The organism is Pseudomonas sp. NPDC086566, from assembly GCF_050280885.1.
Classification (GTDB): domain Bacteria; phylum Pseudomonadota; class Gammaproteobacteria; order Pseudomonadales; family Pseudomonadaceae; genus Aquipseudomonas; species Aquipseudomonas vlassakiae.
The window spans coordinates 41,019-61,001 of the sequence record NZ_JBNNWD010000003.1 but is presented as its reverse complement, the minus strand read 5'-3'; the positions used below and the strand labels follow the sequence as shown (position 1 = coordinate 61,001).

The window sequence follows — 19,983 nt, the reverse complement described above, 5'->3', positions numbered from 1 at the left end:
CAGCCCAGACACGGCGCGGGATGCAACATAAAGCCCATTGGTCCGCGACTTGATGCCACTTCATATGCCAGGCGCGGATCAATCGGTTAGAATGCCCCCCCAAATTACCCCGATCCTTGAGGACCGCCATGTTCAGCCGTGATTTGACCATTGCCAAGTACGACGCCGAGCTCTTCGAAGCCATGCAGCAAGAAGCCCTGCGCCAGGAAGAGCATATCGAGCTGATCGCTTCGGAAAACTACACCAGCCCGGCAGTCATGGAAGCTCAGGGCTCGGTCCTGACCAACAAGTACGCCGAAGGCTACCCAGGCAAACGCTACTACGGCGGCTGCGAATACGTCGACGTGGTCGAGCAACTGGCCATCGACCGTGCCAAGGAGCTGTTCGGCGCCGACTACGCCAACGTCCAGCCACACGCAGGCTCGCAAGCCAACGCCGCGGTCTACCTGGCCCTGCTGTCGGCCGGTGACACCATCCTGGGCATGAGCCTGGCCCACGGTGGCCACCTGACCCACGGCGCTTCGGTAAGCTCGTCGGGCAAGCTGTACAACGCCATCCAGTACGGCATCGACAGCAACGGCCTGATCGATTACGACGAAGTCGAGCGCCTGGCTGTCGAGCACAAGCCGAAGATGATCGTTGCCGGCTTCTCGGCCTACTCGCAGGTCCTGGACTTTGCCCGCTTCCGCGCCATTGCCGACAAGGTCGGTGCCTACCTCTTCGTCGACATGGCCCACGTTGCCGGCCTGGTTGCCGCTGGCGTGTACCCGAACCCTGTGCCGTTCGCCGACGTGGTCACCACCACCACCCACAAGACCCTGCGCGGTCCTCGTGGCGGCCTGATCCTGGCCCGCGCCAACGCCGACATCGAGAAGAAGCTGAACTCCGCCGTCTTCCCAGGCGCCCAGGGCGGCCCGCTGGAGCACGTGATCGCGGCCAAGGCCATCTGCTTTAAGGAAGCGCTGCAGCCTGAGTTCAAGGCTTACCAGCAGCAGGTCGTGAAGAACGCCCAGGCCATGGCCGAAGTGTTCATCGAGCGTGGTTTCGACGTCGTTTCCGGCGGCACCCAGAACCACCTGTTCCTGCTGTCGCTGATCAAGCAGGAAATCTCCGGTAAAGATGCTGACGCTGCCCTGGGCAAAGCCTTCATCACCGTCAACAAGAACTCGGTACCGAACGACCCACGTTCCCCGTTCGTCACTTCGGGCCTGCGTTTCGGCACCCCAGCCGTCACCACCCGTGGTTTCAAGGAAACCGAGTGCCGCGAACTGGCCGGCTGGATCTGCGACATCCTGGCTGACCTGAACAACGAAGCGGTGATCGACGCCGTGCGCGAGAAGGTCAAGGCCATCTGCAAGAAGCTGCCGGTTTACGGCAACTGATTGGCGCAAGCCTGATGTGAAGAAGCCCGGCCTTGTGCCGGGCTTCTTATTTATGGAATGAGGCACAAATCGAGCACCCAGCCACCCCAGCGTATTACCCTGTGCCCTTTTAAACGACCACGCACAGGCCCCACCTTGACCAGAGAGCAACTCGAAACCCAGCAGATCCCGATCTACTTCGTCGCAGTACTGGCTGCCATTGCCGTCGGTCTGCTGGCCAGCGACGCCGCGCAGCATCTGCAAACCCTGGTCACCCCCGCCATCGCCATCCTGATGTATGCGATGTTCCTGCAAATCCCCTTCCTCGGCGTGCGACAGGGCCTGGGTAACCGCCGCTTCATGGCCGCCCTGCTGCTCACCAACTTCATATTCGTGCCATTGTTGGTGTGGGCCCTCACCCGCGGCTTGGCCGAGCACCCGGCAATTCTGATCGGCGCCCTGCTAGTGCTGCTCACGCCGTGCATCGACTACGTGGTGGTGTTCACCCACATCGGCAAAGGCGATTCGCGCCTGACCCTAGCCGCCACGCCCGTGCTGTTGCTGGTGCAGCTGGTGCTGCTGCCGCTGTACCTGGCGCTGATGCTCGGCGACAGCAGCGGCGTGACCATCAGCATCGCCCCGTTCGTGGAAGCCTTCTTGCTGCTGATCATGCTGCCGATGATCCTCGCCGTGCTCACCAGCGCCGGCGCCCGCCGCTCCTGCACGCTCTCGGCATGGAACGACGCCTGGGCGTGGATGCCAGTGCCAGCGATGGCGTTGGTATTGGTGGCGGTGATCGGGTCGCAGATTGCCGTGGTGCTTCGGGACTTCGATCGGTTGCTGCCGGTGATTCCGGTGTACGTCGGCTTCATGCTGCTGGCGCCGCTGCTTGGGTACCTTTCGGCACGGTTGCTGCGCCTGCCGGTGACCGAGGCACGCTCGGTTACCTTCAGCGCCGCAACGCGGAATTCGCTGGTGGTGTTGCCGTTGGCGCTGGCGTTGCCAGAGGACCTGCGCGGGTTGGCGGCGGCGGCGGTAATTACCCAGACGCTGATGGAATTGGTGGGCGAGCTGGTTTACATCAGGCTAATTCCGCTGCTTGTACGGCGCTGACACCTCTCCACCGTGTGGGAGCGAGCTTGCTCGCGAAGGGCTGCAAAGCAGCCCTCGACAAACGCTGTTTCAATGATCATCTACGGTGCCTTCATAGCGTCGGTAGTCGCCTTGATGATCTCTTTGGCCGCTTCAACGCTAATCGGTAGAGGTGCCTGTGCATCATCTTGCTCAGGCTTAGGCCGATGATGGAAATAGCGCAGCAAGGCAATCAGCAACAAGGTCGGCACGGTGGAAAGTGCCACGATGATCGGGATATCACCCGTGGAGTGAGGCTTGACGGAGGTGAAGAAATACCAGGTGCCTACGGTCAATCGAATATTGCCAAGAAACACGAAGCCAAGCAGCGCAATGTAGAAAGTGATGACCAACGCTACGGTGACATTGGTCAGGCGCTTCTCCCACCGAAAACGCCAAGACTCTCTTTTAAGGTAGTCATTGACCAGACCTACGTTATCCGCCTCTCCCTGAGACAGGTCATCACTCGTGCCTGTCATAGGAACCCGATTGCCTTCAGCCGGAACTCCATCGCAGCGGTCGAGACACCAAAGGCCCTGGCCAGCCGAGCAAGGTCAGTAACCCTCTGCTCAAGTACCAGGTGTTTGACCAAGGCTGCAGGCATCAGCAACGCAGCAGCGAACCGATTGGCGGCAACCTCTTTAGGGTCCCTCGTTCTTGCACTGAATTGTTCCGTGGTATCACGTGGGGCGTCTAGATCACCATGCACGTGATGGCCTATTTCATGAGCGATCGTGAACCGCTGACGAACAGGCGCATCCGTGAAGTTGTAGGTGATCAGCGGCTTACCATCACGATAGGAATAATGGCCGCTCTCGTTAGGGCGCCAGTTCTCCTGATCTAACGGGGTCAGCGACTTGACCTCGATGCCCATCGCCTCAGCTATTGCCTGAGGGTTGACCGGCAGTCGCCCGTCCCAATGCGCTTGCAGGACGTCGTTTGCAGTACGGTACTCCATTCGGCCTCCTGAAAAAGGTTGGGGGTTGTTGATCAAAAATGAGGGGCGATTTTGCACAAGTCAAGGGTAGCGGTCAAATTGAGGTTGACACGCGATATTTCATTCGTTCTACCGCTGAAACTGTAGGTAAGAAAAAGCGAAATCCGGAGAGCGAAAGTGCCTGCCGCATCCGCATGAAAGGGCTCTACAGCATGGAATGCGCAGGCACTTGGTATTCCTCCTGCCTACAACGCCTTCATCTCCGCAATATCCCGCGCCACCTGATCCGCAGAATGATCGAACATCGCCTGCTCCTGCACATCCAGCGGCAACTCGATCACCCGGGCAATCCCCTCCTCCGCCAGCACACAGGGCACGCCCATGGCGATGTCGGTGCGCCCGTATTCCCCTTCAAGAATCGCGACCGCCGGCAGAATGCGGTTACGCCCATTGACGATCGCATCCACCATCTGCGCAATGGCCACACCTGGCGCATCGCAGGCGCTGCCGACCTTCTTCAAGCCCAGGATCTCGCCACCGCCCTTGCGGGTGCGTTCGACGATCCGCTCGATCTGCTCATCCGACAGGAAGTGCGACAGCGGCACCGAGCCGACCTGGCAGTAGCGCATCAGCGGCACCATGCTGTCGCCATGCCCGCCCAGCACCAGCGCCGTGATGTCCCGGGCTGAAAACCCCGTCTCCTCGGCAATGAAGCACTTCATGCGCGCGGTATCCAGCACCCCCGCCTGCCCGAACACCCTGCCGCGCCCGAGCTTGCTGAGCGACCAGGCGCGATAGGTCAGCACATCGACCGGGTTCGAAACCACCAGCACCGTCGCTGCCGGCGCATAGCGATTGATGTCGTGCATGATGCCGTCAAGGATCGGCAGGTTGGTGCTCAGCACGTCCTGCCGCGACTGACCAGGCTTGCGCGGCACGCCTGCGGTAATCACCACCAGCTCCGAGTCCTGCAGCATTTCGGCCTTGGCGCCACCCAGCACCTTGGTATCGGAACCGGACTCAACGGCTGCCTGCCAGATGTCCAGCGCCTTGCCCTGGGCCAGCTCACCCTGCACGTCGAGCAACATCAGTTCACGGCAATACTCTTCCCGGGCGATGATCTGCGCCGCCGCCTCACCCACTATCCCCGCACCTACGATTGATAGCTTGTTCACCTGACACCTCCCAGCGGCGCGCGCCACCAGGAGCACGCCTGCGTATACAGAGAAGTATTGCCTGCCAAGGCGAAAAGACCATGGGACGCGACCGCATGCTATTGACAGCCTCCCACCGCCCCGGAAATACTTTGTAACGATTCATATAGATGACCAAATAACAAGGTGAATCGCTCCATGACCGCACTGCCCAGCCACAAGCTATTGCCCGGCGCAACACCGCCGTCCGCCAGCCCCATTCCTCCGAAGTTCGAAGTTTGCGCATCCAGTCGGCCATTGCGCGACCGATAACGGCTCGCTACTGCCCGCAGAACCCTCTGTCATGCCTGCAATGCCTGAGCGCCGCTAGCGCGCCAGCCCAACCGAGATTCCCTGAATGACTCCCTTAGATATACAGCTGTTGCTGACCGCCTTGGTCAGTGTCCTGGTGCTGGTAGCCCTGATCGTGTCCCGCCTTAAGATGCACCCGCTGCTGGCCTTGCTGGTGGTGTCCATTGGCGTGGGCTTCGCGACCCGCATGGAGCCAGGCAGCATCGTTTCCCACCTGCTCACTGGCGCCGGCAAGACGCTGGGTGCGGTCGGGGTGGTGATCGCGCTGGGCGCGATGCTCGGCAAGATCCTGGCTGACGCTGGCGTCACTGAGCAGGTCGCGGATGTGATCCTCAAGCGGACTTCGGACCGGATGATCCCTTGGGCGATGATGCTGGTGGCCTTTGTCATCGGCATCCCGATGTTCTTCGAAGTGGGCCTGGTGATCATGCTGCCGTTGATCTTCAGCGTGGCGCGCAAGCTGGAAGGCCAGGCCCGCTTCAAGGGCTCGGCGTATGTGTATGTCGGTGTGCCGGTGATTGCCGCGCTGGCCGCCATGCACGGCATGGTCCCGCCGCACCCAGGCCCCTTGACCGCCATCGCCGTGCTCAAGACCTCGGTCGGGCCGACCATGCTCTATGGCTTCCTGGCCGCTATCCCGGCCATGATCCTGGGCGGCCCGCTGTATGGCCTGTTCATTGCGCCGCGCATGAACACCCGGCCCGATCAGGCATTGCTGGACCAATTCACACTGACTGAAAAAGCCCACGGCCAAACCCGCCCCGGCGTATTTGTCGGCATGCTGGCCGCGTTGCTGCCGGCGATCCTGATGCTGGTGCATGCCGTCGCCGAAATGCTGCTGCCCAAGGGCAATGCGATGCTGGAACTGGCCAGCTTCCTCGGCAACCCGTTGATCGCCATGCTGCTGGGCGTGCTGTTCGCCGGCGCGAGCCTGGTGCTGGCGCGCGGTGGCGACGCCGAACAGCTGCGCGATGCACTGGGCAAAAGCCTCAAGCCGATCGCCTCGATCATCATGATCATTGCCGGCGGCGGTGCCTTCCAGGAGATGCTGACCAGCGCCAAGGTCGGCGATGCCATCGTGCACCTGACCCAGCAATCGGCCTTCCCGCCGTTGATCCTGGGGTGGCTGATCGCGATGCTGCTGTCGGTTTCTACCGGCTCTGCCACGGTCGGGATCGTGGGCGCTGCCGGCCTGCTGGCGCCGCTTGCGGGGGCTGACCCGAGCCTGAACCTGCCGTTGCTGGCCCTCTCCATCGGCTGCGGTTCGTTGTTCTTCAACTATGCCAACCATGCGGGGTTCTGGATGGTGAAGGAGTCGTTTGGCATGACCATGGGTGAGGCTACCAAGACCATCTCGGTGGTGCAGTCCATCGTGGCAGTGGTTGGCTTGATCGTGGTGTTGATGCTGAATGCGGCGATTACGGTGGGCTGAGCTGGGAAAACCGACCCAGTTCATCAACTGCCTCAGCGTTTTTCCCGTAAACCTCATCTCTGGTTGTTGAGGCTTTTGACGTTAGCAGCTGCGCTCGGTTAAAGGCCCTTCGAAAATGGCTGGCCTACGAAAAGCCTACCGAAGCTTGCGCACATCATGGTTTCGTGATCAAGTTGTCCCGTGTCCCGGGACACGGGACGGCTAGATAGAGATTCTCATGAAAGGTCAAGACATCGGCTTACTGCTCAAGCTGGTTTGCCTCCAGCGACATGAGTCGCGGGACAAAGCAGTATCGGCCTGGCCACACGACTGGAAAGACTGGCAAGAGTCGGATGACGACCATTTTACGTTATTGCAAGAGAAGGCAGGCCCCGAGCCAGGCACAACACCCCCCTACGCCTACACTGCTCGTGCTCTGGAGCTACAAACTGGCATCAGCAAAACGCAGATCAATCTGTCCCTGAAGCACTGCATCGATATTGGCCTAGCCAAGACCGACCGCAAAACAGGCGCCCCAAGAGCCAACACCAAAGCCCTGCTTGAGTTCATCGTTTACGGCCTGAAGTACGTGTTCCCAGCCCGCGCGGGTGAGCTGACACGCGGTATCGCCACCGGCTTTGGAGCACCTGTGCTGGACAAAAGCCTTATCAGCTCCGGTGAACACGTTCCCGTCTGGCCCTATGCCCGTGGCAATACCATGGGAACGAAAGTCGAGCCGCTGTTCAAGAGCGCAGCCGATGCGGCTCGAAGAGATCCGGAGATGTATGCCTTGCTGGCGCTGGTGGATGCCATACGGTTGGGGCAACCCCGTGAGCGCAACCTTGCTGCAGACATGCTGCAGGATAGATTGGAGCTGCCATGAGTGTTTTCAGTACCCTTCACGCCATGCTGCTTGAGGTTGCTAGGGCTTTGGGGCCTGACCTTTGCCAGCAGATGACATTTGTCGGTGGCTGTACAACAGGGCTCCTGTTGACCGACACCTTCACCCGGGAACAAGTGCGCAGTACCGACGATGTCGATCTGATCGTACACGTCATGGGTCCGGTTGGCTTTGCCCACTTGCAACAAACACTCAGCGATCGCGGCTTCCGAGTCAGCCCGCAAGATGACGATGACTTCCCGATCTGCGCCATGAAACTGGGTGACCTTCGCGTCGATTTCATGCCAGACGACGATTCCCTCGGCTTCAGCAACCGCTGGTACCGCGGCGCCATGAGTACCGCCACGGCCTATCAGCTCGACGAGCAAACCATGATCAATCTGGTCAGCCCCGTGTACTTCGTGGCCACCAAGCTCGAAGCCTGGAAAGGCCGTGGACGAGGGGACGCACTCTCGAGTCGTGACATCGAAGACATCCTCAACCTGGTTGACGGGCGCGAGGAGCTACAGGACGAAATCGAAGCAGTCGGACCCGATGTGCGCGATTACATCCGACAGGAAGTAGCGCAATTGCTGGACGACAGGAACTTTGAATATGCCGTCAGTGCTCAAGCCAAGGGCGACAGTGATCGCGAACAGTTGCTGTTCGAGCGACTGGAAGCCCTGGCAGGGGCGAACCACTAATGCAGATTGGCTGGATCAGCCGCAAGGGCAAGGCCAGTCTTCGTAACAGCGATGCTGCAGCGTACGGCCGCAAGGACCACTTCGTGCTGGCCATGCTCGTGGATGCAGCCGAGAAGGGCGATGGGCAAGACTTTGCCAGGCACTGGTGCCGGGTGGTTATCGACGCCGCGCTGGGAGCGTCGCAACAGCTGAGCCTCGAAGGGCTGGTTGGCATCATGCGCGCCGAACAGCAGTATTTACGCCAACAACACCTCCACGCGATCGCCAGCTACTGCTGCGTACTCGTCGACCAGCAACAACAGCTGCTCCATGTCGCGCATGTAGGTGATTGCCTTGCGGGAATCCAACCTCCCGGAGCACCCATCAACTGGCTGAACCGCCCGCATAATCTTCAAGATCAGCCAATCTGGTCAAAATCCCCACGTACCGCAGAATCGCGGCATTTGCTGACCCGCTCGCTGAATGCGAAGCGCTTTTGCGCTCCTGACTGCCTGACGACACAACTATCACCGGATGCGCGGCTATTGATTTGCAGTGACGGCTACTGGCATGAACACTTGCATACGGGCGTCGATCTGCACTGCGTCAATGATGATGCCAGCATGCTTCGCATAGCGCCTGGAGAGCCGGCTATCGAACTTCAATCGGACTGCGACAACTTCCGAGAATGGACTCAGGCGAATCCTGCCTAGACGAAGCCTCCCTTTCACATGCCGTTAGCAGTTGTGTCGGACGCCGAATGGAGTTACATGCCGTTACTTCTAACGGCAAAATAAATCAGATTTAACCCCTTTCTTGTAGGGCATTTCCCAAAGATACTGGCGCGATCTATTTTCCGTTGCAGCCTGGCTAACTAGGGCTCTAGTCTCGGGGTGTCGTTGCACATCAACGATGCAGCTTTGACAGGCTGGAATGGTAAATAGTCTGCGGCTAGCCCTTATGGCGGCTGTATGTGGAGCACGTTCGCGTGCGCCGGGACTTTTGCTATTTCCACCGGTCTGTCAATCCACGTACAGCTGCCACCATCCTGTTTGACAGCAGGCTGGTGGACGCACCCATTGGGTAAATAGCCATGCTGAAAATAGTCCCCGATCCACCTTATCTTCACGCCCTCGAAGACACGCTGATGATGGCCGCTGACTACGCACTCTGTGCGGAGGTCGTTGCCCAGCAGGCGATGTTGATGCAGCCCAAGTCACCCGTGTCGTTGTTGATCATGACGTCAATGCACGAGCTGGATTCCCTGCGCAAATTGCTCGAATCCGCACTGGCTCAAATCCAGAAGCCAGCGGATCCGCAGACGCTGCATTAATCCGCATCATGACTTGCCTGGCCTGACGCTTTTGCAGAACTTCAGGGAGATCAAACAGTGGCCACCGAAGAAACCCACTTCACTGTCGGTAAAACCACCTTCTACCAAGGTGATAACCAGACCCACCCCCTCTTCCGCATCGAACCCGGCATTCCTTGCCAGAGCGCCCGCGAACAGGCCTCAGAGCTGATGGGCTACGTGCGCGACCTGACCATCGACGGCCTGATGGAAGACAAACCCCAGCTGCTCTGGGCCTCGCACTACCTCAGCGCCCTGGCCAAGGCACTGCTCGATGATGCCGAACTGGGGATGATGAAAAATCCTTGATACCAGCGATTGCCATCAGTCACTCAAGGTTGCTTTCATACCGCAGCCATCCTGCAACATCTACTCCCCCGCCTACGCGGTCTTTGGGATGAGTCCGGCCTTCATACACAGGCACCTCTGGGAAGTCGAATGGGCTCATCCCCTCAATACAAGCCACGTTGACCCCGTACTGGTCCGGCACAGAGCGACGCTGGTGGAAGGTGTAGATCCCACACTTCGAGCAGAAGTAGTGCTTGGCTTCGTGTGTGTTGAATTGATAGAGGGTCAGCGCTTCTTCACCTTTGGTGACGGTGATGTCGTTCAGGTTGGCTGATACCGCCACGGCGCCACGCATGCGGCAGAGCGAGCAGTTGCACCTTCGCGCTGTACGCAGCCCGTCGGTCAAGCGCAGTGAAAATCTCACTGTTCCGCAATGGCAGGCTGCTTGATAAACAGGGCGATCATCGTCTTTTTCATCAGTCATAGCGTTTCTCTACTCTGACAAGCCAATCCGGTTATTTACGGGGCAAGGCCAAGTGAAACGATGAATGCCCCGTCCCGAACCCTATGCGAGATAACCCTGCAACAATCGCCGCACATTTTCCACTAGCGCAGACTCCCCCTTACGCGGTGGAAGCAGCGAGAACCTGGCTTGCGCCAATACTGGCAAGCCAGCCCTGTAAGGCTCCACACCATGCGGGACAGCACTCGCGTTAAGGCACGCAATTCCAAGCCCTGCCTTCAATGCTGATTGCAACCCCGCCACGCCTGAAGTCGAGTAGACGATCTCGTAATCGACATGGGCGCGCTCCAGCACCTGGCAGCTGTACTCCGACAATCCGCACCCGCTGATCGCGAGCAATGGCAGCGGCTGCCCAGGCTCTGGCACCCAACCGGCAGCGGCAACCCATTGCAGTGGTTCCTGCCTTACTTCAAATAGGTTGGATGAAGACACGCGCTCGTTAAAACGCATGGCCAGGCCAATGTCCAGGTGGTCATTTGCCTGATCAATTTCCAGGCTCTTTTTCATCACCACATGAAGCCGAAGCCGTGGATGCCATTCACGTAGTTTTTTCAGTAGCCCGGCAATGTCGTCGGGGCGAAAGTAATCCGTGATCGCCAGGCGAATCTCGCCTTCGAATTGTTCGCCTCGAACGTCGGACAGCGCCCGCTCGCCAAGGGCGATGATTTGCCTGGCATGGCGCAAAAGCCGTTCACCAGCAGGTGTCGGGCGAACGCCTTGCTTGCCGCGAATGAGCAACTCGACACCGATGGCATCTTCCAGCTTTCGCAGCTGTTCACTGATGGCGGAGGTCGAGCGAAACAAGGCTGGGGCGGCTGCCGAGATACTGCCTGCGTCACAAACCGCCAAGTAGACGTACAGCTGAGCAATGTCGAAGTGGTACATGCAGGTTCCGGATAAATAGGAAGATGAGCACCGATTTTCCCGCTTTTGTGGATGATGTTCAAAGGCTAAGTTACAGGCACATCACTTACGAGGATTACCGAAATGCCTGGCATAACCCTGACCTTATCCGGCGCGCCAGATACTGCCTTGGCGTCCCGACTCAGCCACGAGCTGACTGAACTGACCGCACGCGTTCTGGACAAGCAGCCATCACAAACGATGGTGATCGTGCGGTTCGTCGATCCTGGCTTGTGGTTTATCGACAGCGAATCGCTTGAGCGCTTAGGGCGAAACAGCTTTCGCCTGGAAGTCACGATCACCGACGAAACGACGACAGTGGAGCAGAAACGGCAGTACCAGCGTGAAGCCTATGATCTGCTTTCGGGACGGATCGGCAATGTGCACCCCCATTCAAACGTCCACATCATCGACGTGCGCGCCACGGCTTATGGCTATGGCGGGGTGCCGCAAAGTGCGAAGCTGTGGAGCTGAAACAGGTAACTCGGCCTGGCGTTATCGAACCAGCGCCAGCCGCAAGCCAAGCCCCACCAGTACAGCGCCCATTGCGGCATCGATTGGCCGACGCACCTTCGCGTAAAACGCCCGCACCCGAGCCGTGGAAAACATCAATGCCAGCGCGGAAAACCAGGCAAACGCAACAAGCGTGACCACCACCACGGCAGCAGCCATCACCCAGCCTGGAGCATGTGCCGGCAGCACGGTGATGAAAAAGCTGCCGAAGAACGCCGCGGCCTTAGGATTAGTGGCAGACACCAGCAACCCGACGCGGGGTGCTGCTGTGGTGGTGTTTTGCGTCGTGCTGATTTCAAGGGCTGCATAAGGCCGCCGCGCGCCAAGCAGCATTTTGATGCCCATGTAGATCAGATACGCCGCGCCCACCACCCGAATCGCGTCATACAACCACGCCACTGTGCTCAGCAAGACCCCCAATCCGACAATCGCCAGCACCGCCCAGATGGCGATGCCTGCGCTGGTGCCCACTGCAACACCAATTCCTCGGCTGCGGCTGACCAAGGCGTTGGAAGTGACGGCGATGAAATCGGGGCCTGGGCTTACGCAGGCCAGGAACATGACGGCGCCAATGGTCAAAAGCTGGGGAACGTAGTCCACGTGATGTCTCCAGTTACTTCGTTGTCTATCGCGCTACGTCGTAATGCACCGACAGCTGGCCTTTCTTCTCTTTGAGCTTGAGCACCTTGATCGGCCCGACCAAACCCGTCGAGGCGACATGCGTACCGCCGCAACCGTGCATCGGCAAGGTGCCGAAGCACACTGAGCGGACACCGTCCTGGTCGCTCAACTGCCGCGGCAGGTCACGCTCGACCAGCGTGTTCACCGCCGCCTCGATGCCTTCGGCCGTGAGCGCCTCGCAACCCGCCTGGCGCTCGAAAACCACCCGGCACTCCCCCGGCCAGTGGTGGCCTTTGCTGGGGAGCCAGCCCACGTTCTGCCCGACACACGCAATCAGGTGACCGGCGGAATGCAGGCGAGCATGCAGCGCACGCACCTCGGGCGAGATGGCAATCTCGACGCTGCCGACGGGCACGGGTTGCCCGACGACATGCGCCACATCGCCCTCGATATTGAGCACTTCCTCTACCTGGATACCCGCGATGGTTCCCTGGTCCGCCAGCTGCCCACCGCCCTGGGGGTGAAAGAGGGTTTCGGCCAGCCCGACCCGGAACCGCCCATCCTCCATCGGCGTGCAACGCACCACGTGCGTGCTCAAGGTCAACTCATCACTGGTGTAGTACGCCCGTTGCGTCATCGATCAAAATCCTTGGTTCTTTCCGGGCAGCGCCCGATCAAGACTCAAGGCTAAAGGGCGAGGATGTCGCGCACTTGTAAAAAATTGATGGGGCAACAGCGATCAGTAACGAGACGGTGGAACGCCAAAGGCTTGCCTGAAGGCTCGATTGAAGTGGCTCTGATCGTAGAACCCCACCTCTTGCGCGACCCTGGTCAATTCCCACTGGGTATGGCTCAGCAGCACACAGGCGCGCTCCAGGCGCAAACGCACCAGCCAGGCATGTGGCGTCATGCCGACCGTTTGCTTGAACAGCTTGAGGAAGTGAAAACGCTCCAGGCCGCACAACGCAGCCAGTGCTTCGAGCGTGATCTTCTCGGCGAGGTGTTCGTTGCAGTAGTCCCGCACACGGTGCCACTGCACGTTCGAAAGCGTGCCTTTTACGAACTGCGGCTTGACCATCCGCGCTTGGGCGAACAGCCGACCGAGCAGCATAAGCCATTGAGCATCGACGAACAGCGGGTCGGTAGGCAGCCCTGCTGCAAGCGCGTCGTGCAGCCGGGAAAGCTGGAGGGCGAGCCTGGCATCCTGCAACAGCGCGCCACCCAGGGCGGAAAACTGGTCACGGCCCGTCAGCTCTTCGGTCACGCTGCGCAACAGGTTCGCAGATACGCGAAAGGTCTTTAGCGTGTAGGCGTCGTCGCCTGCACTGATGCCATCGTGGATCTCGCCGGGTGGCATCAACTGGATGGTGCCTGGCGAGAGCAGCGTCGTCTCGCCATTGAACACCTGGCGTTGCACGCCATCGGTGATCAATCCGACGTGGAAATCCAGATGATAGTGACTGCCGAAGCGAAAGCTTGAGAAGCGGGCCTCGCTCAGTACCAGCCCCGGGATTTCGCTGTTGCGTTTGTAATCAACGTGATCTGCCATCGACCGCCTCCTGCCACACCGGGGGATCATCTCATACCTGATCTGGTGGGGCAGGCGTGGTTGTCGGGTTTAGGGCTTGGCGAGGCTGCGCCAGCGCTTGGCTGGCGGCAGCGGTGCCTTCATCAGTCGGCTGGATCATTCAGGTTGCTGGGGTCGATCATCCTTCCGCACTGTTCACTGGCCAGCCGGCTGATGATCCGGATCGCCTGGTGGATACCTGCTGTGTTACGAAAGCTCAGGTGAGGGTTGTGTTCGCACTCCAGCACTTCATCGTGCTGGACCAAGGCTTCGCCGAGCAGTTCGAGGGTCCAGGCGTAGCTTTGGATGGTCGATAAGCGCTCCTGGTCAGTCATGGGACACCTGCCTTGGGTTGGAGGTGGGATGAGCCAGGTCACAGATCGGGTAGAAGCGGTGAGGTTTGGGAGCCGGCGCGGAGCGGCGGTGGAGAACGGATGCGAGGATCCTGAACAGATTTCTGGTGGTCATGCATGAGTTCCTTTCGTTGTGGAACTGCCACCGCTCGCGGCCAAGCAAGTTTGGGTGGCAGCAGTACGCGGGTTGGCCGACCGGGACGAAAGGAGCCCGGCACACCCGAAGGTGTCCCGCGCACCACCGCCATAACACGACATCGCGGGCACAAAAAAAGCGCCTGCGATGAAGACTGGGCGCTGCTGCGCCTTTCGATTCCGACCGGCCAAGGTCGCATCGCCGATGCTTCGGCGACTGGGGCAATTTATCCCTATGGAACCGCTTGCGCAAGGGCGCGTGGGTTGTTCAGAGGCCATACGCTTTGTAGGAAGTATCCGCGCCTTTATGTTCCGAACAGTAGACGGCACGCTCACGCTGGAGCCCCACGAAGGTGATCGGGTGCTCGGATTCCACTATTCCGTGGTGACCTGGACGCCCCAGCCCAATCCGCGTGGAACCAAAGTCGGCGAAATCACCATCGACTGGGCAAAAGAAAAGGCGACCCTTTCGGAGCCGGCTTCGGATGTTAATGAGGCTGTAGTCGCAGCGATTCTTTAGTTTCCGGATCTACGATCCATCAGGTCAGAACCCGTCGAATCATCGCCGTATGGTGGGGCCTATCGACTGTCCCTACGTCAGTGAGTGCCAGTTTCACTGCTACCAGATTCGGGGGGCCAATTACTGGCAAGCCATGCCCAAAAATGCGCGTTTGCAGTCCTCGCCGAACATCTCGGAGATTTGCCCTGAAAGGTCAAACCACCCATTTTCGGCAATTTGTTTCAGCGACCTGAAAAGTGCGCGACTTTCTTAAAAGCACAAAAAAGGCCTGCATCGCTGCAGGCCTTGATATCTGGTGCGGAGACAGGAATCGAATAAAAGGCATTTAACCCAGTAAATACTGAAAAAATTATGCCAGCCACTCAAAACATATCCCTAAACGTATCCCTAAAGCGAAAATCACTCGCAGCTCTCCACTACGTAGTGATGTTTTTTCAGGACCAACGAGCCAAGGCTTACGATCCTAGAGCGCCGAAGGATCAGTCAGACTTAGCTGCTGAGGTACCTCTGCGTCCATTCGCCATCGAGCTTATCCATCCTTTTCTTGCTTAGACCTCTACACCAAGGAAAGCGCCTCCACTCAGCGTGACGAAGAAAACCCGCAAGACGACGAGATCTTTTCCAAGAAGACCAGCCGCCCAGCCTCAGGGTCTCTATGCGCAACCTCGCCCGATTCAGCCCACCCGTACTGGCCTTCGCGTTGGCAGCGGCTACCAGTTCATACGGTGGTAGGTCCTCAAGTCTTGCGGCCTCTGCCCATAGCAGATCAATCATGATCAGGCACCGTCTACGAATACCATCATGGCAGACCAGCCAAGTTGTGATTTCACTGCGCAGCCTGTCATGTCTTGATTCTACTTCTGTGGGCCCCAGAGACCCATAGCACTTCAGGTGTTCCGACCTGTTCTCCAACAATGTACGGAAAGGAGAACCCTGTCTCAGCAGTTCCGTGCCGAAAATTGGGTAAACGTCCTGTATTTTGATGTGACCTTGCAAGATCCTGGTACAAAGATCAGATAGCATTCCACATACATTGCGAACGGATGCCTGTGCCCACGAGGAAGCGATTTCGTCAGATGGCATTTGAGATTGCTCACGAAGCTTCTGAAGCTGATCGTGATGAGCGACTTGGTAAAAGTCGTTGACCCTCCGCCCGAGAAAAACAATCGTCGCCCAATCACTCCGTAGCTCGATCCATCTACTGCGGTACATCTCAGCCCAATCAAGCCTCTGCTGCTGTCGCTGCCCTGACAGAATTTTGACTTGAGCAGCACCTACGGCGACTAGTAGCACCGTTGCTAAAGCGGTCAGCTCAGCATCCTGCATAACTCCTCCGGCCCAAAGCTGTGAAAGCTGGATGATGGCTAATGGCCGGAGGCACTGCAAGAAACAAATGGTCGTCGCCAGGGCGGTGAACCTCCGTATGAGGGTGTTCACCAAGTTCACCAGTTCACTAAGCTTCCAAACCTTCCGCTAACAAGATGCCGCGGGTTTCCAGCCCCGTATCTGGCCTTCTCTCTCAGGGTCCCCGACGGTCCCAAGGATCGGAAAGTGGGGAGTCGCTTCAGCCGCTGAAGGCACGATCTATTAGGGGGCATGGGGTCAAATAACAACGAATCTAAAACGGTGTAACAGGTGTAATGGGTGTAACGAAAGAACTCAACCCATTGTTTTTAAAGGGCAAAACCTTGATATACGCTCTTGCTCTCGCTTTCCTCTAGCAGTGTAACAACAGACCCGGTGTAACCATGGTTTGCTGCTATCGATCCGGAGCGGACGCTCAGCCACCATGTGCTTGCATTTAACATACGGAAATTCGTATATTCGACTTTCCATATGTACTGGTGCAGCTATGATTACCCCGCTCCATGTGTTCAAGAGCCTATCCGACGAGACCCGTGCTCGCGCCACCTTGCTGATCGCCAGCCTTGGTGAACTATGTGTCTGCGAACTGATGTGCGCTTTGAATGACAGCCAACCTAAGATAAGTCGCCACCTAGCGCAGCTGCGCAGCAATGGCATGCTGTTGGATCGGCGACAGGGTCAGTGGGTGTACTACCGCCTAAACCCGGAACTTCCCGTCTGGGTGCATGAAATGCTGCAGGTGACCTTGCAGGCCAACTCACAGTGGTTGGCAGAAAACTCGCTTCGGCTGCAAAACATGGACGGCCGCCCCGTCCGTGACGCTGCCTGCTGCTGACCAACATCGAGCGAGGTCTTCATGCTGGTCGCAATTGCCGTCTTTGTTTTCACCCTCATCCTGGTCATCTGGCAACCGAAGGGGCTTGGTGTGGGCTGGAGTGCCGCGCTCGGTGCCCTGATCGCCCTGTCGGCGGGTGCCGTTTCGCTGCACGACATCCCGACCGTGTGGGCGATTGTCTGGAACGCCACCGCAACCTTCATCGCTGTCATCATCATCAGCCTGCTGCTGGACGAGGCCGGTTTCTTCGAGTGGGCCGCGCTGCACGTGGCGCGCTGGGCGAACGGCAGCGGTTACCGCCTATTCGCCTTCAGCGTACTGCTCGGTGCTGCCGTGTCGGCACTGTTCGCCAATGACGGTGCGGCACTGATCCTCACCCCTATCGTCATGTCGATGCTGCTCGCGCTCCGTTTTTCTCCCGCCGCGACGCTGGCCTTCGTCATGGCCGCCGGCTTCATCGCCGACACGGCGAGCTTGCCGCTGGTAGTCTCCAACTTGGTGAACATCGTCTCGGCCGACTACTTCAGGCTGGGCTTCAGCGAATATGCCTCGGTGATGGTGCCGGTGAACTTCGTTAGCGTGGCCGCAACCCTACTGGTGCTGTTCCTGTTCTTCCGCCGTGATATCCCGAGGCAGTACACGGTCGCGGCCTTGAAGACGCCAAGCGAGGCGATTCATGACCGCGCAACCTTCAACTTCGGTGGCTGGGTGCTGCTGGCGTTGTTGATCGGCCTGTTCGCCCTGGAACCACTTGGTATCCCGATCAGTGCGGTAGCCGCAGCCTGTGCGGCGATCCTCTTTGCCGTCGCCGCTCGCGGACATCGCATCTCGACCCGCAAGGTACTGCGCGAAGCGCCCTGGCAGGTGGTGATCTTCTCTCTTGGCATGTACCTGGTGGTCTACGGGTTGAAAAATGCCGGCCTCACCGACATGCTCACCCACCTGCTGGATCGCCTCGCGCAGCAAGGGCTGTGGAGTGCCGCCATTGGCACCGGGTTGATTGCTGCATTGCTGTCCTCGGTCATGAACAACATGCCCAGCGTGCTGGTTGGCGCCCTGTCGATCCAGGCCAGCGAGGCGCAAGGGCTGGTGCGTGAGGCGATGATCTACGCCAACGTCATCGGCTGCGACCTCGGCCCAAAAATCACCCCCATCGGCAGCCTCGCCACGCTGCTCTGGCTACACGTGCTGGAGCGCAAAGGCGTGCGCATCACCTGGGGTTACTACTTCAAGGTCGGCATCCTGCTGACGCTGCCGGTTCTGTTGATCACCCTTTCGGCCCTGGCATTGCGCCTGAGCCTCTGACATCCGCCACGAAGCGGAGGAGCCCCCATGCGAGTCCTGTTCATGTGCACGGCCAACAGCTGCCGCAGCATCCTTTCCGAGGCCATGTTCAATCACTTGGCACCTCACGGATTTGAAGCCGTCAGTTCCGGCAGTTTTCCGAAGGGCCAAGTGTTGCCTCGCAGCCTGACCACCTTGCAGCATGCCGGCATTTCAACCGATGGGCTGAGCAGCAAGGGTAATGACGCGTTCGTGGACTGCCCTCCTGATATCGTCATCACGGTGTGCGACAAGGCAGCCGGCGAAGCTTGCCCGGTGTATTTCGGCCCTGCACTGAAGTCGCACTGGGGGCTGGAGGATCCGTCCGATGTCGTGGCTGACCAGGCATCGGTCGACGCAGCATTCCGCGCCACGCTGGCTCGCATCGAGTTACGCTGCCGGGCGTTCTTCGCTCTTCCTTTCGAAACCCTTGGCCGCGACGAACTCAAACGCGAGCTGGATCGCATTGGCGCTCTCTGAGCAGGAGGAAACATGTCCGATCAACTGCCTAATCTCGATCTCTCGCTGTTCGACCTACCGACAGCGACAACCCCTACCAGCGAGCACAAGCCGCGCATCCTTTTGCTATACGGATCGACCCGCGAGCGCTCCTTCAGCCGCCTGCTGGTGGAAGAAGCAGCGCGCCTGCTGGAGCACTTCGGCGCCGAGACGCGCATCTTTAACCCCTCTGGTCTGCCGCTACCTGACGACGTGCCGGTGGAGCATCCCAAGGTGCAGGAACTGCGTGATCTGGTGCAGTGGTCGGAAGGCCAGGTCTGGTGCTCGCCGGAGCGTCACGGCGCAATGTCCGCCGTGTTCAAGGCGCAGATCGACTGGGTTCCCCTTGCGCTTGGGGCCGTGCGCCCCACCCAGGGCAAGACACTGGCGGTGATGCAGGTCTGCGGCGGCTCGCAGTCATTCAATGTAGTCAACCAGCTGCGGGTGTTGGGTCGCTGGATGCGCATGTTCACTATCCCCAACCAGTCGTCGGTCCCAAAGGCCTATCAGGAGTTCGACGACGCGGGCCGCATGAAGCCGTCGGCGTACTATGATCGCGTGGTGGACGTCATGGAGGAACTGGTGAAGTTCACCGTGCTGCTGCGTGACCGCCAGGAGTTCTTGGTAGATCGGTATTCGGAACGCAAAGAAAGCGCCGAGCAGCTTTCCGTCCGAGTAAATCAGCGCTCAATCTGAGGCAGACATGCGCATTGAAGTCAGAGAAGCCCGCCACGAGGACGGTGCGGCGATCCAGGCCATCTACGCCCCTTTCGTGACCGACACGGCGATCTCCTTCGAGGAAATACCGCCGACAACCGAGGAGATGCGGCAGCGCATCATCACGACGCTGCAGACTTATCCATACCTTGTCGCGGAGCGCAATGGGCGCCTGGTTGGCTACGCGTACGCCAGTCAGCATCGGGCACGGCCTGCATACCGATGGGCGGTGGATGTCACTGTTTATGTCGCGGAAGGCGAGCACCGCTCTGGGGTGGGTCGCAGTCTCTATGCCGAGCTGCTTCCGGTACTCTCCAAGCAGGGATTCAACGCAGCCTATGCCGGCATTGCGCTGCCCAACGCTGGCAGCGTCGGTCTGCATGAGCGGCTGGGCTTCCTGCACATCGGCACCTTTCCTCAGGTCGGTTTCAAGCTGGGCCGGTGGCACGACGTAGGTTATTGGCGCATGGAGCTGGGCGCGCCGATTGAATCGCCGACAGACCCTCTGCGCTACTCGGAAATGCTCGGCTGACGTCCGCAATGGGTCGATAGCAGTCGTTCGC

General features: G+C 59.2%; 23 protein-coding genes. 14 read left to right on the top strand and 9 right to left on the bottom strand.

The genetic code is table 11. The annotated features are described in order from the left end of the window. Positions 1–128: 128 nt before the first annotated feature. A complete protein-coding gene (gene glyA, locus ACQKPS_RS07520) occupies positions 129–1,382 on the top strand; it encodes a serine hydroxymethyltransferase (RefSeq protein ID WP_054886141.1) in 1,254 nt (417 codons plus the stop codon). Between the two features lie 135 nt (positions 1,383–1,517). Then, on the top strand, positions 1,518–2,474 hold the full coding sequence (locus tag ACQKPS_RS07515) for an arsenic resistance protein (protein ID WP_254483102.1): 957 nt from the start codon (positions 1,518–1,520) through the stop codon (positions 2,472–2,474). 80 nt (positions 2,475–2,554) lie between these two features. On the opposite strand, the gene ACQKPS_RS07510 is transcribed toward ACQKPS_RS07515, so the two are convergent. From ACQKPS_RS07510 to ACQKPS_RS07500, 3 genes are all read right to left on the bottom strand, one after another. Further along, positions 2,555–2,971 carry a hypothetical protein gene (locus ACQKPS_RS07510; protein WP_254483101.1) on the bottom strand — a complete coding sequence of 139 codons (417 nt, stop codon included), beginning with the start codon at positions 2,969–2,971 and terminating at the stop codon, positions 2,555–2,557. After that, entirely contained in the window at positions 2,968–3,450 is a 483-nt protein-coding gene (locus ACQKPS_RS07505) for an ImmA/IrrE family metallo-endopeptidase (RefSeq protein WP_254483100.1), read from the bottom strand. The genes ACQKPS_RS07510 and ACQKPS_RS07505 overlap by 4 nt, the downstream gene beginning before the upstream one ends. 224 nt (positions 3,451–3,674) lie before the next feature. Further along, positions 3,675–4,604 carry a malate dehydrogenase gene (locus ACQKPS_RS07500; RefSeq protein ID WP_283725405.1) on the bottom strand — a complete coding sequence of 310 codons (930 nt, stop codon included), beginning with the start codon at positions 4,602–4,604 and terminating at the stop codon, positions 3,675–3,677. Between the two features lie 376 nt (positions 4,605–4,980). Between ACQKPS_RS07500 and ACQKPS_RS07495 the strand changes: the two genes are divergently transcribed. The 6 genes from ACQKPS_RS07495 to ACQKPS_RS07470 all read left to right on the top strand — a co-directional run bounded on the left by ACQKPS_RS07495 (position 4,981) and on the right by ACQKPS_RS07470 (position 9,568). Then, positions 4,981–6,366 (top strand): GntP family permease, encoded by a 1,386-nt coding sequence (locus ACQKPS_RS07495; protein WP_427603424.1) that lies wholly within the window; start codon positions 4,981–4,983, stop codon positions 6,364–6,366. A 217-nt stretch (positions 6,367–6,583) separates the two neighbouring features. Next, positions 6,584–7,228: a hypothetical protein gene (locus tag ACQKPS_RS07490; protein WP_427603422.1), complete on the top strand. Its 645-nt coding sequence runs from the start codon at positions 6,584–6,586 to the stop codon at positions 7,226–7,228. After that, complete coding sequence (locus tag ACQKPS_RS07485) at positions 7,225–7,929, top strand: hypothetical protein (protein WP_427603420.1); 705 nt, start codon at positions 7,225–7,227, stop codon at positions 7,927–7,929. The genes ACQKPS_RS07490 and ACQKPS_RS07485 overlap by 4 nt, the downstream gene beginning before the upstream one ends. Further along, entirely contained in the window at positions 7,929–8,621 is a 693-nt protein-coding gene (locus tag ACQKPS_RS07480; RefSeq protein WP_254483091.1) for a hypothetical protein, read from the top strand. Before ACQKPS_RS07485 ends, ACQKPS_RS07480 begins: the two co-directional genes overlap by 1 nt. A gap of 380 nt (positions 8,622–9,001) precedes the next feature. Beyond that, positions 9,002–9,241 (top strand): hypothetical protein, encoded by a 240-nt coding sequence (locus ACQKPS_RS07475; RefSeq protein WP_186604813.1) that lies wholly within the window; start codon positions 9,002–9,004, stop codon positions 9,239–9,241. A gap of 57 nt (positions 9,242–9,298) precedes the next feature. After that, positions 9,299–9,568 (top strand): DUF3077 domain-containing protein, encoded by a 270-nt coding sequence (locus tag ACQKPS_RS07470; RefSeq protein ID WP_254483089.1) that lies wholly within the window; start codon positions 9,299–9,301, stop codon positions 9,566–9,568. Between the two features lie 19 nt (positions 9,569–9,587). On the opposite strand, the gene ACQKPS_RS07465 is transcribed toward ACQKPS_RS07470, so the two are convergent. Continuing rightward, complete coding sequence (locus ACQKPS_RS07465; protein WP_254483086.1) at positions 9,588–10,031, bottom strand: GFA family protein; 444 nt, start codon at positions 10,029–10,031, stop codon at positions 9,588–9,590. Between the two features lie 81 nt (positions 10,032–10,112). After that, positions 10,113–10,955: a LysR family transcriptional regulator gene (locus ACQKPS_RS07460; RefSeq protein ID WP_427603417.1), complete on the bottom strand. Its 843-nt coding sequence runs from the start codon at positions 10,953–10,955 to the stop codon at positions 10,113–10,115. A gap of 102 nt (positions 10,956–11,057) precedes the next feature. Between ACQKPS_RS07460 and ACQKPS_RS07455 the strand changes: the two genes are divergently transcribed. After that, a complete protein-coding gene (locus tag ACQKPS_RS07455; protein ID WP_254483081.1) occupies positions 11,058–11,447 on the top strand; it encodes a tautomerase family protein in 390 nt (129 codons plus the stop codon). Between the two features lie 21 nt (positions 11,448–11,468). Here ACQKPS_RS07455 and ACQKPS_RS07450 read toward each other — a convergent pair whose 3' ends face one another. From ACQKPS_RS07450 to ACQKPS_RS07435, 4 genes are all read right to left on the bottom strand, one after another. Beyond that, positions 11,469–12,086, bottom strand: a complete 618-nt coding sequence (locus tag ACQKPS_RS07450) for a LysE family translocator (RefSeq protein WP_427603414.1) — start codon at positions 12,084–12,086, stop codon at positions 11,469–11,471. 25 nt (positions 12,087–12,111) lie between these two features. After that, a complete protein-coding gene (locus ACQKPS_RS07445; RefSeq protein ID WP_427603412.1) occupies positions 12,112–12,744 on the bottom strand; it encodes an alanyl-tRNA editing protein in 633 nt (210 codons plus the stop codon). A 102-nt stretch (positions 12,745–12,846) separates the two neighbouring features. Next, the gene (locus tag ACQKPS_RS07440; protein ID WP_427603410.1) at positions 12,847–13,656 is read right to left on the bottom strand and encodes an AraC family transcriptional regulator; all 810 of its coding nucleotides are present in this window, start codon (positions 13,654–13,656) and stop codon (positions 12,847–12,849) included. A 122-nt stretch (positions 13,657–13,778) separates the two neighbouring features. Further along, a complete protein-coding gene (locus tag ACQKPS_RS07435; RefSeq protein WP_427603408.1) occupies positions 13,779–14,009 on the bottom strand; it encodes a hypothetical protein in 231 nt (76 codons plus the stop codon). A 2,525-nt stretch (positions 14,010–16,534) separates the two neighbouring features. Between ACQKPS_RS07435 and ACQKPS_RS07430 the strand changes: the two genes are divergently transcribed. The 5 genes from ACQKPS_RS07430 to ACQKPS_RS07410 are packed head-to-tail and all read left to right on the top strand — an operon-like array spanning position 16,535 to position 19,952. Then, positions 16,535–16,882, top strand: coding sequence for a metalloregulator ArsR/SmtB family transcription factor (locus ACQKPS_RS07430; protein WP_427603406.1), 348 nt, complete (start codon positions 16,535–16,537; stop codon positions 16,880–16,882). Between the two features lie 21 nt (positions 16,883–16,903). Continuing rightward, positions 16,904–18,187 carry an arsenic transporter gene (locus tag ACQKPS_RS07425; protein ID WP_427603404.1) on the top strand — a complete coding sequence of 428 codons (1,284 nt, stop codon included), beginning with the start codon at positions 16,904–16,906 and terminating at the stop codon, positions 18,185–18,187. Positions 18,188–18,214: 27 nt separating this feature from the next. Beyond that, the gene (locus tag ACQKPS_RS07420; RefSeq protein ID WP_427603402.1) at positions 18,215–18,685 is read left to right on the top strand and encodes an arsenate reductase ArsC; all 471 of its coding nucleotides are present in this window, start codon (positions 18,215–18,217) and stop codon (positions 18,683–18,685) included. A gap of 12 nt (positions 18,686–18,697) precedes the next feature. Beyond that, on the top strand, positions 18,698–19,399 hold the full coding sequence (gene arsH, locus ACQKPS_RS07415; protein ID WP_427603400.1) for an arsenical resistance protein ArsH: 702 nt from the start codon (positions 18,698–18,700) through the stop codon (positions 19,397–19,399). A 7-nt stretch (positions 19,400–19,406) separates the two neighbouring features. Continuing rightward, complete coding sequence (locus ACQKPS_RS07410; protein WP_427603398.1) at positions 19,407–19,952, top strand: arsinothricin resistance N-acetyltransferase ArsN1 family B; 546 nt, start codon at positions 19,407–19,409, stop codon at positions 19,950–19,952. The last annotated feature ends 31 nt before the right edge of the window (positions 19,953–19,983 follow it).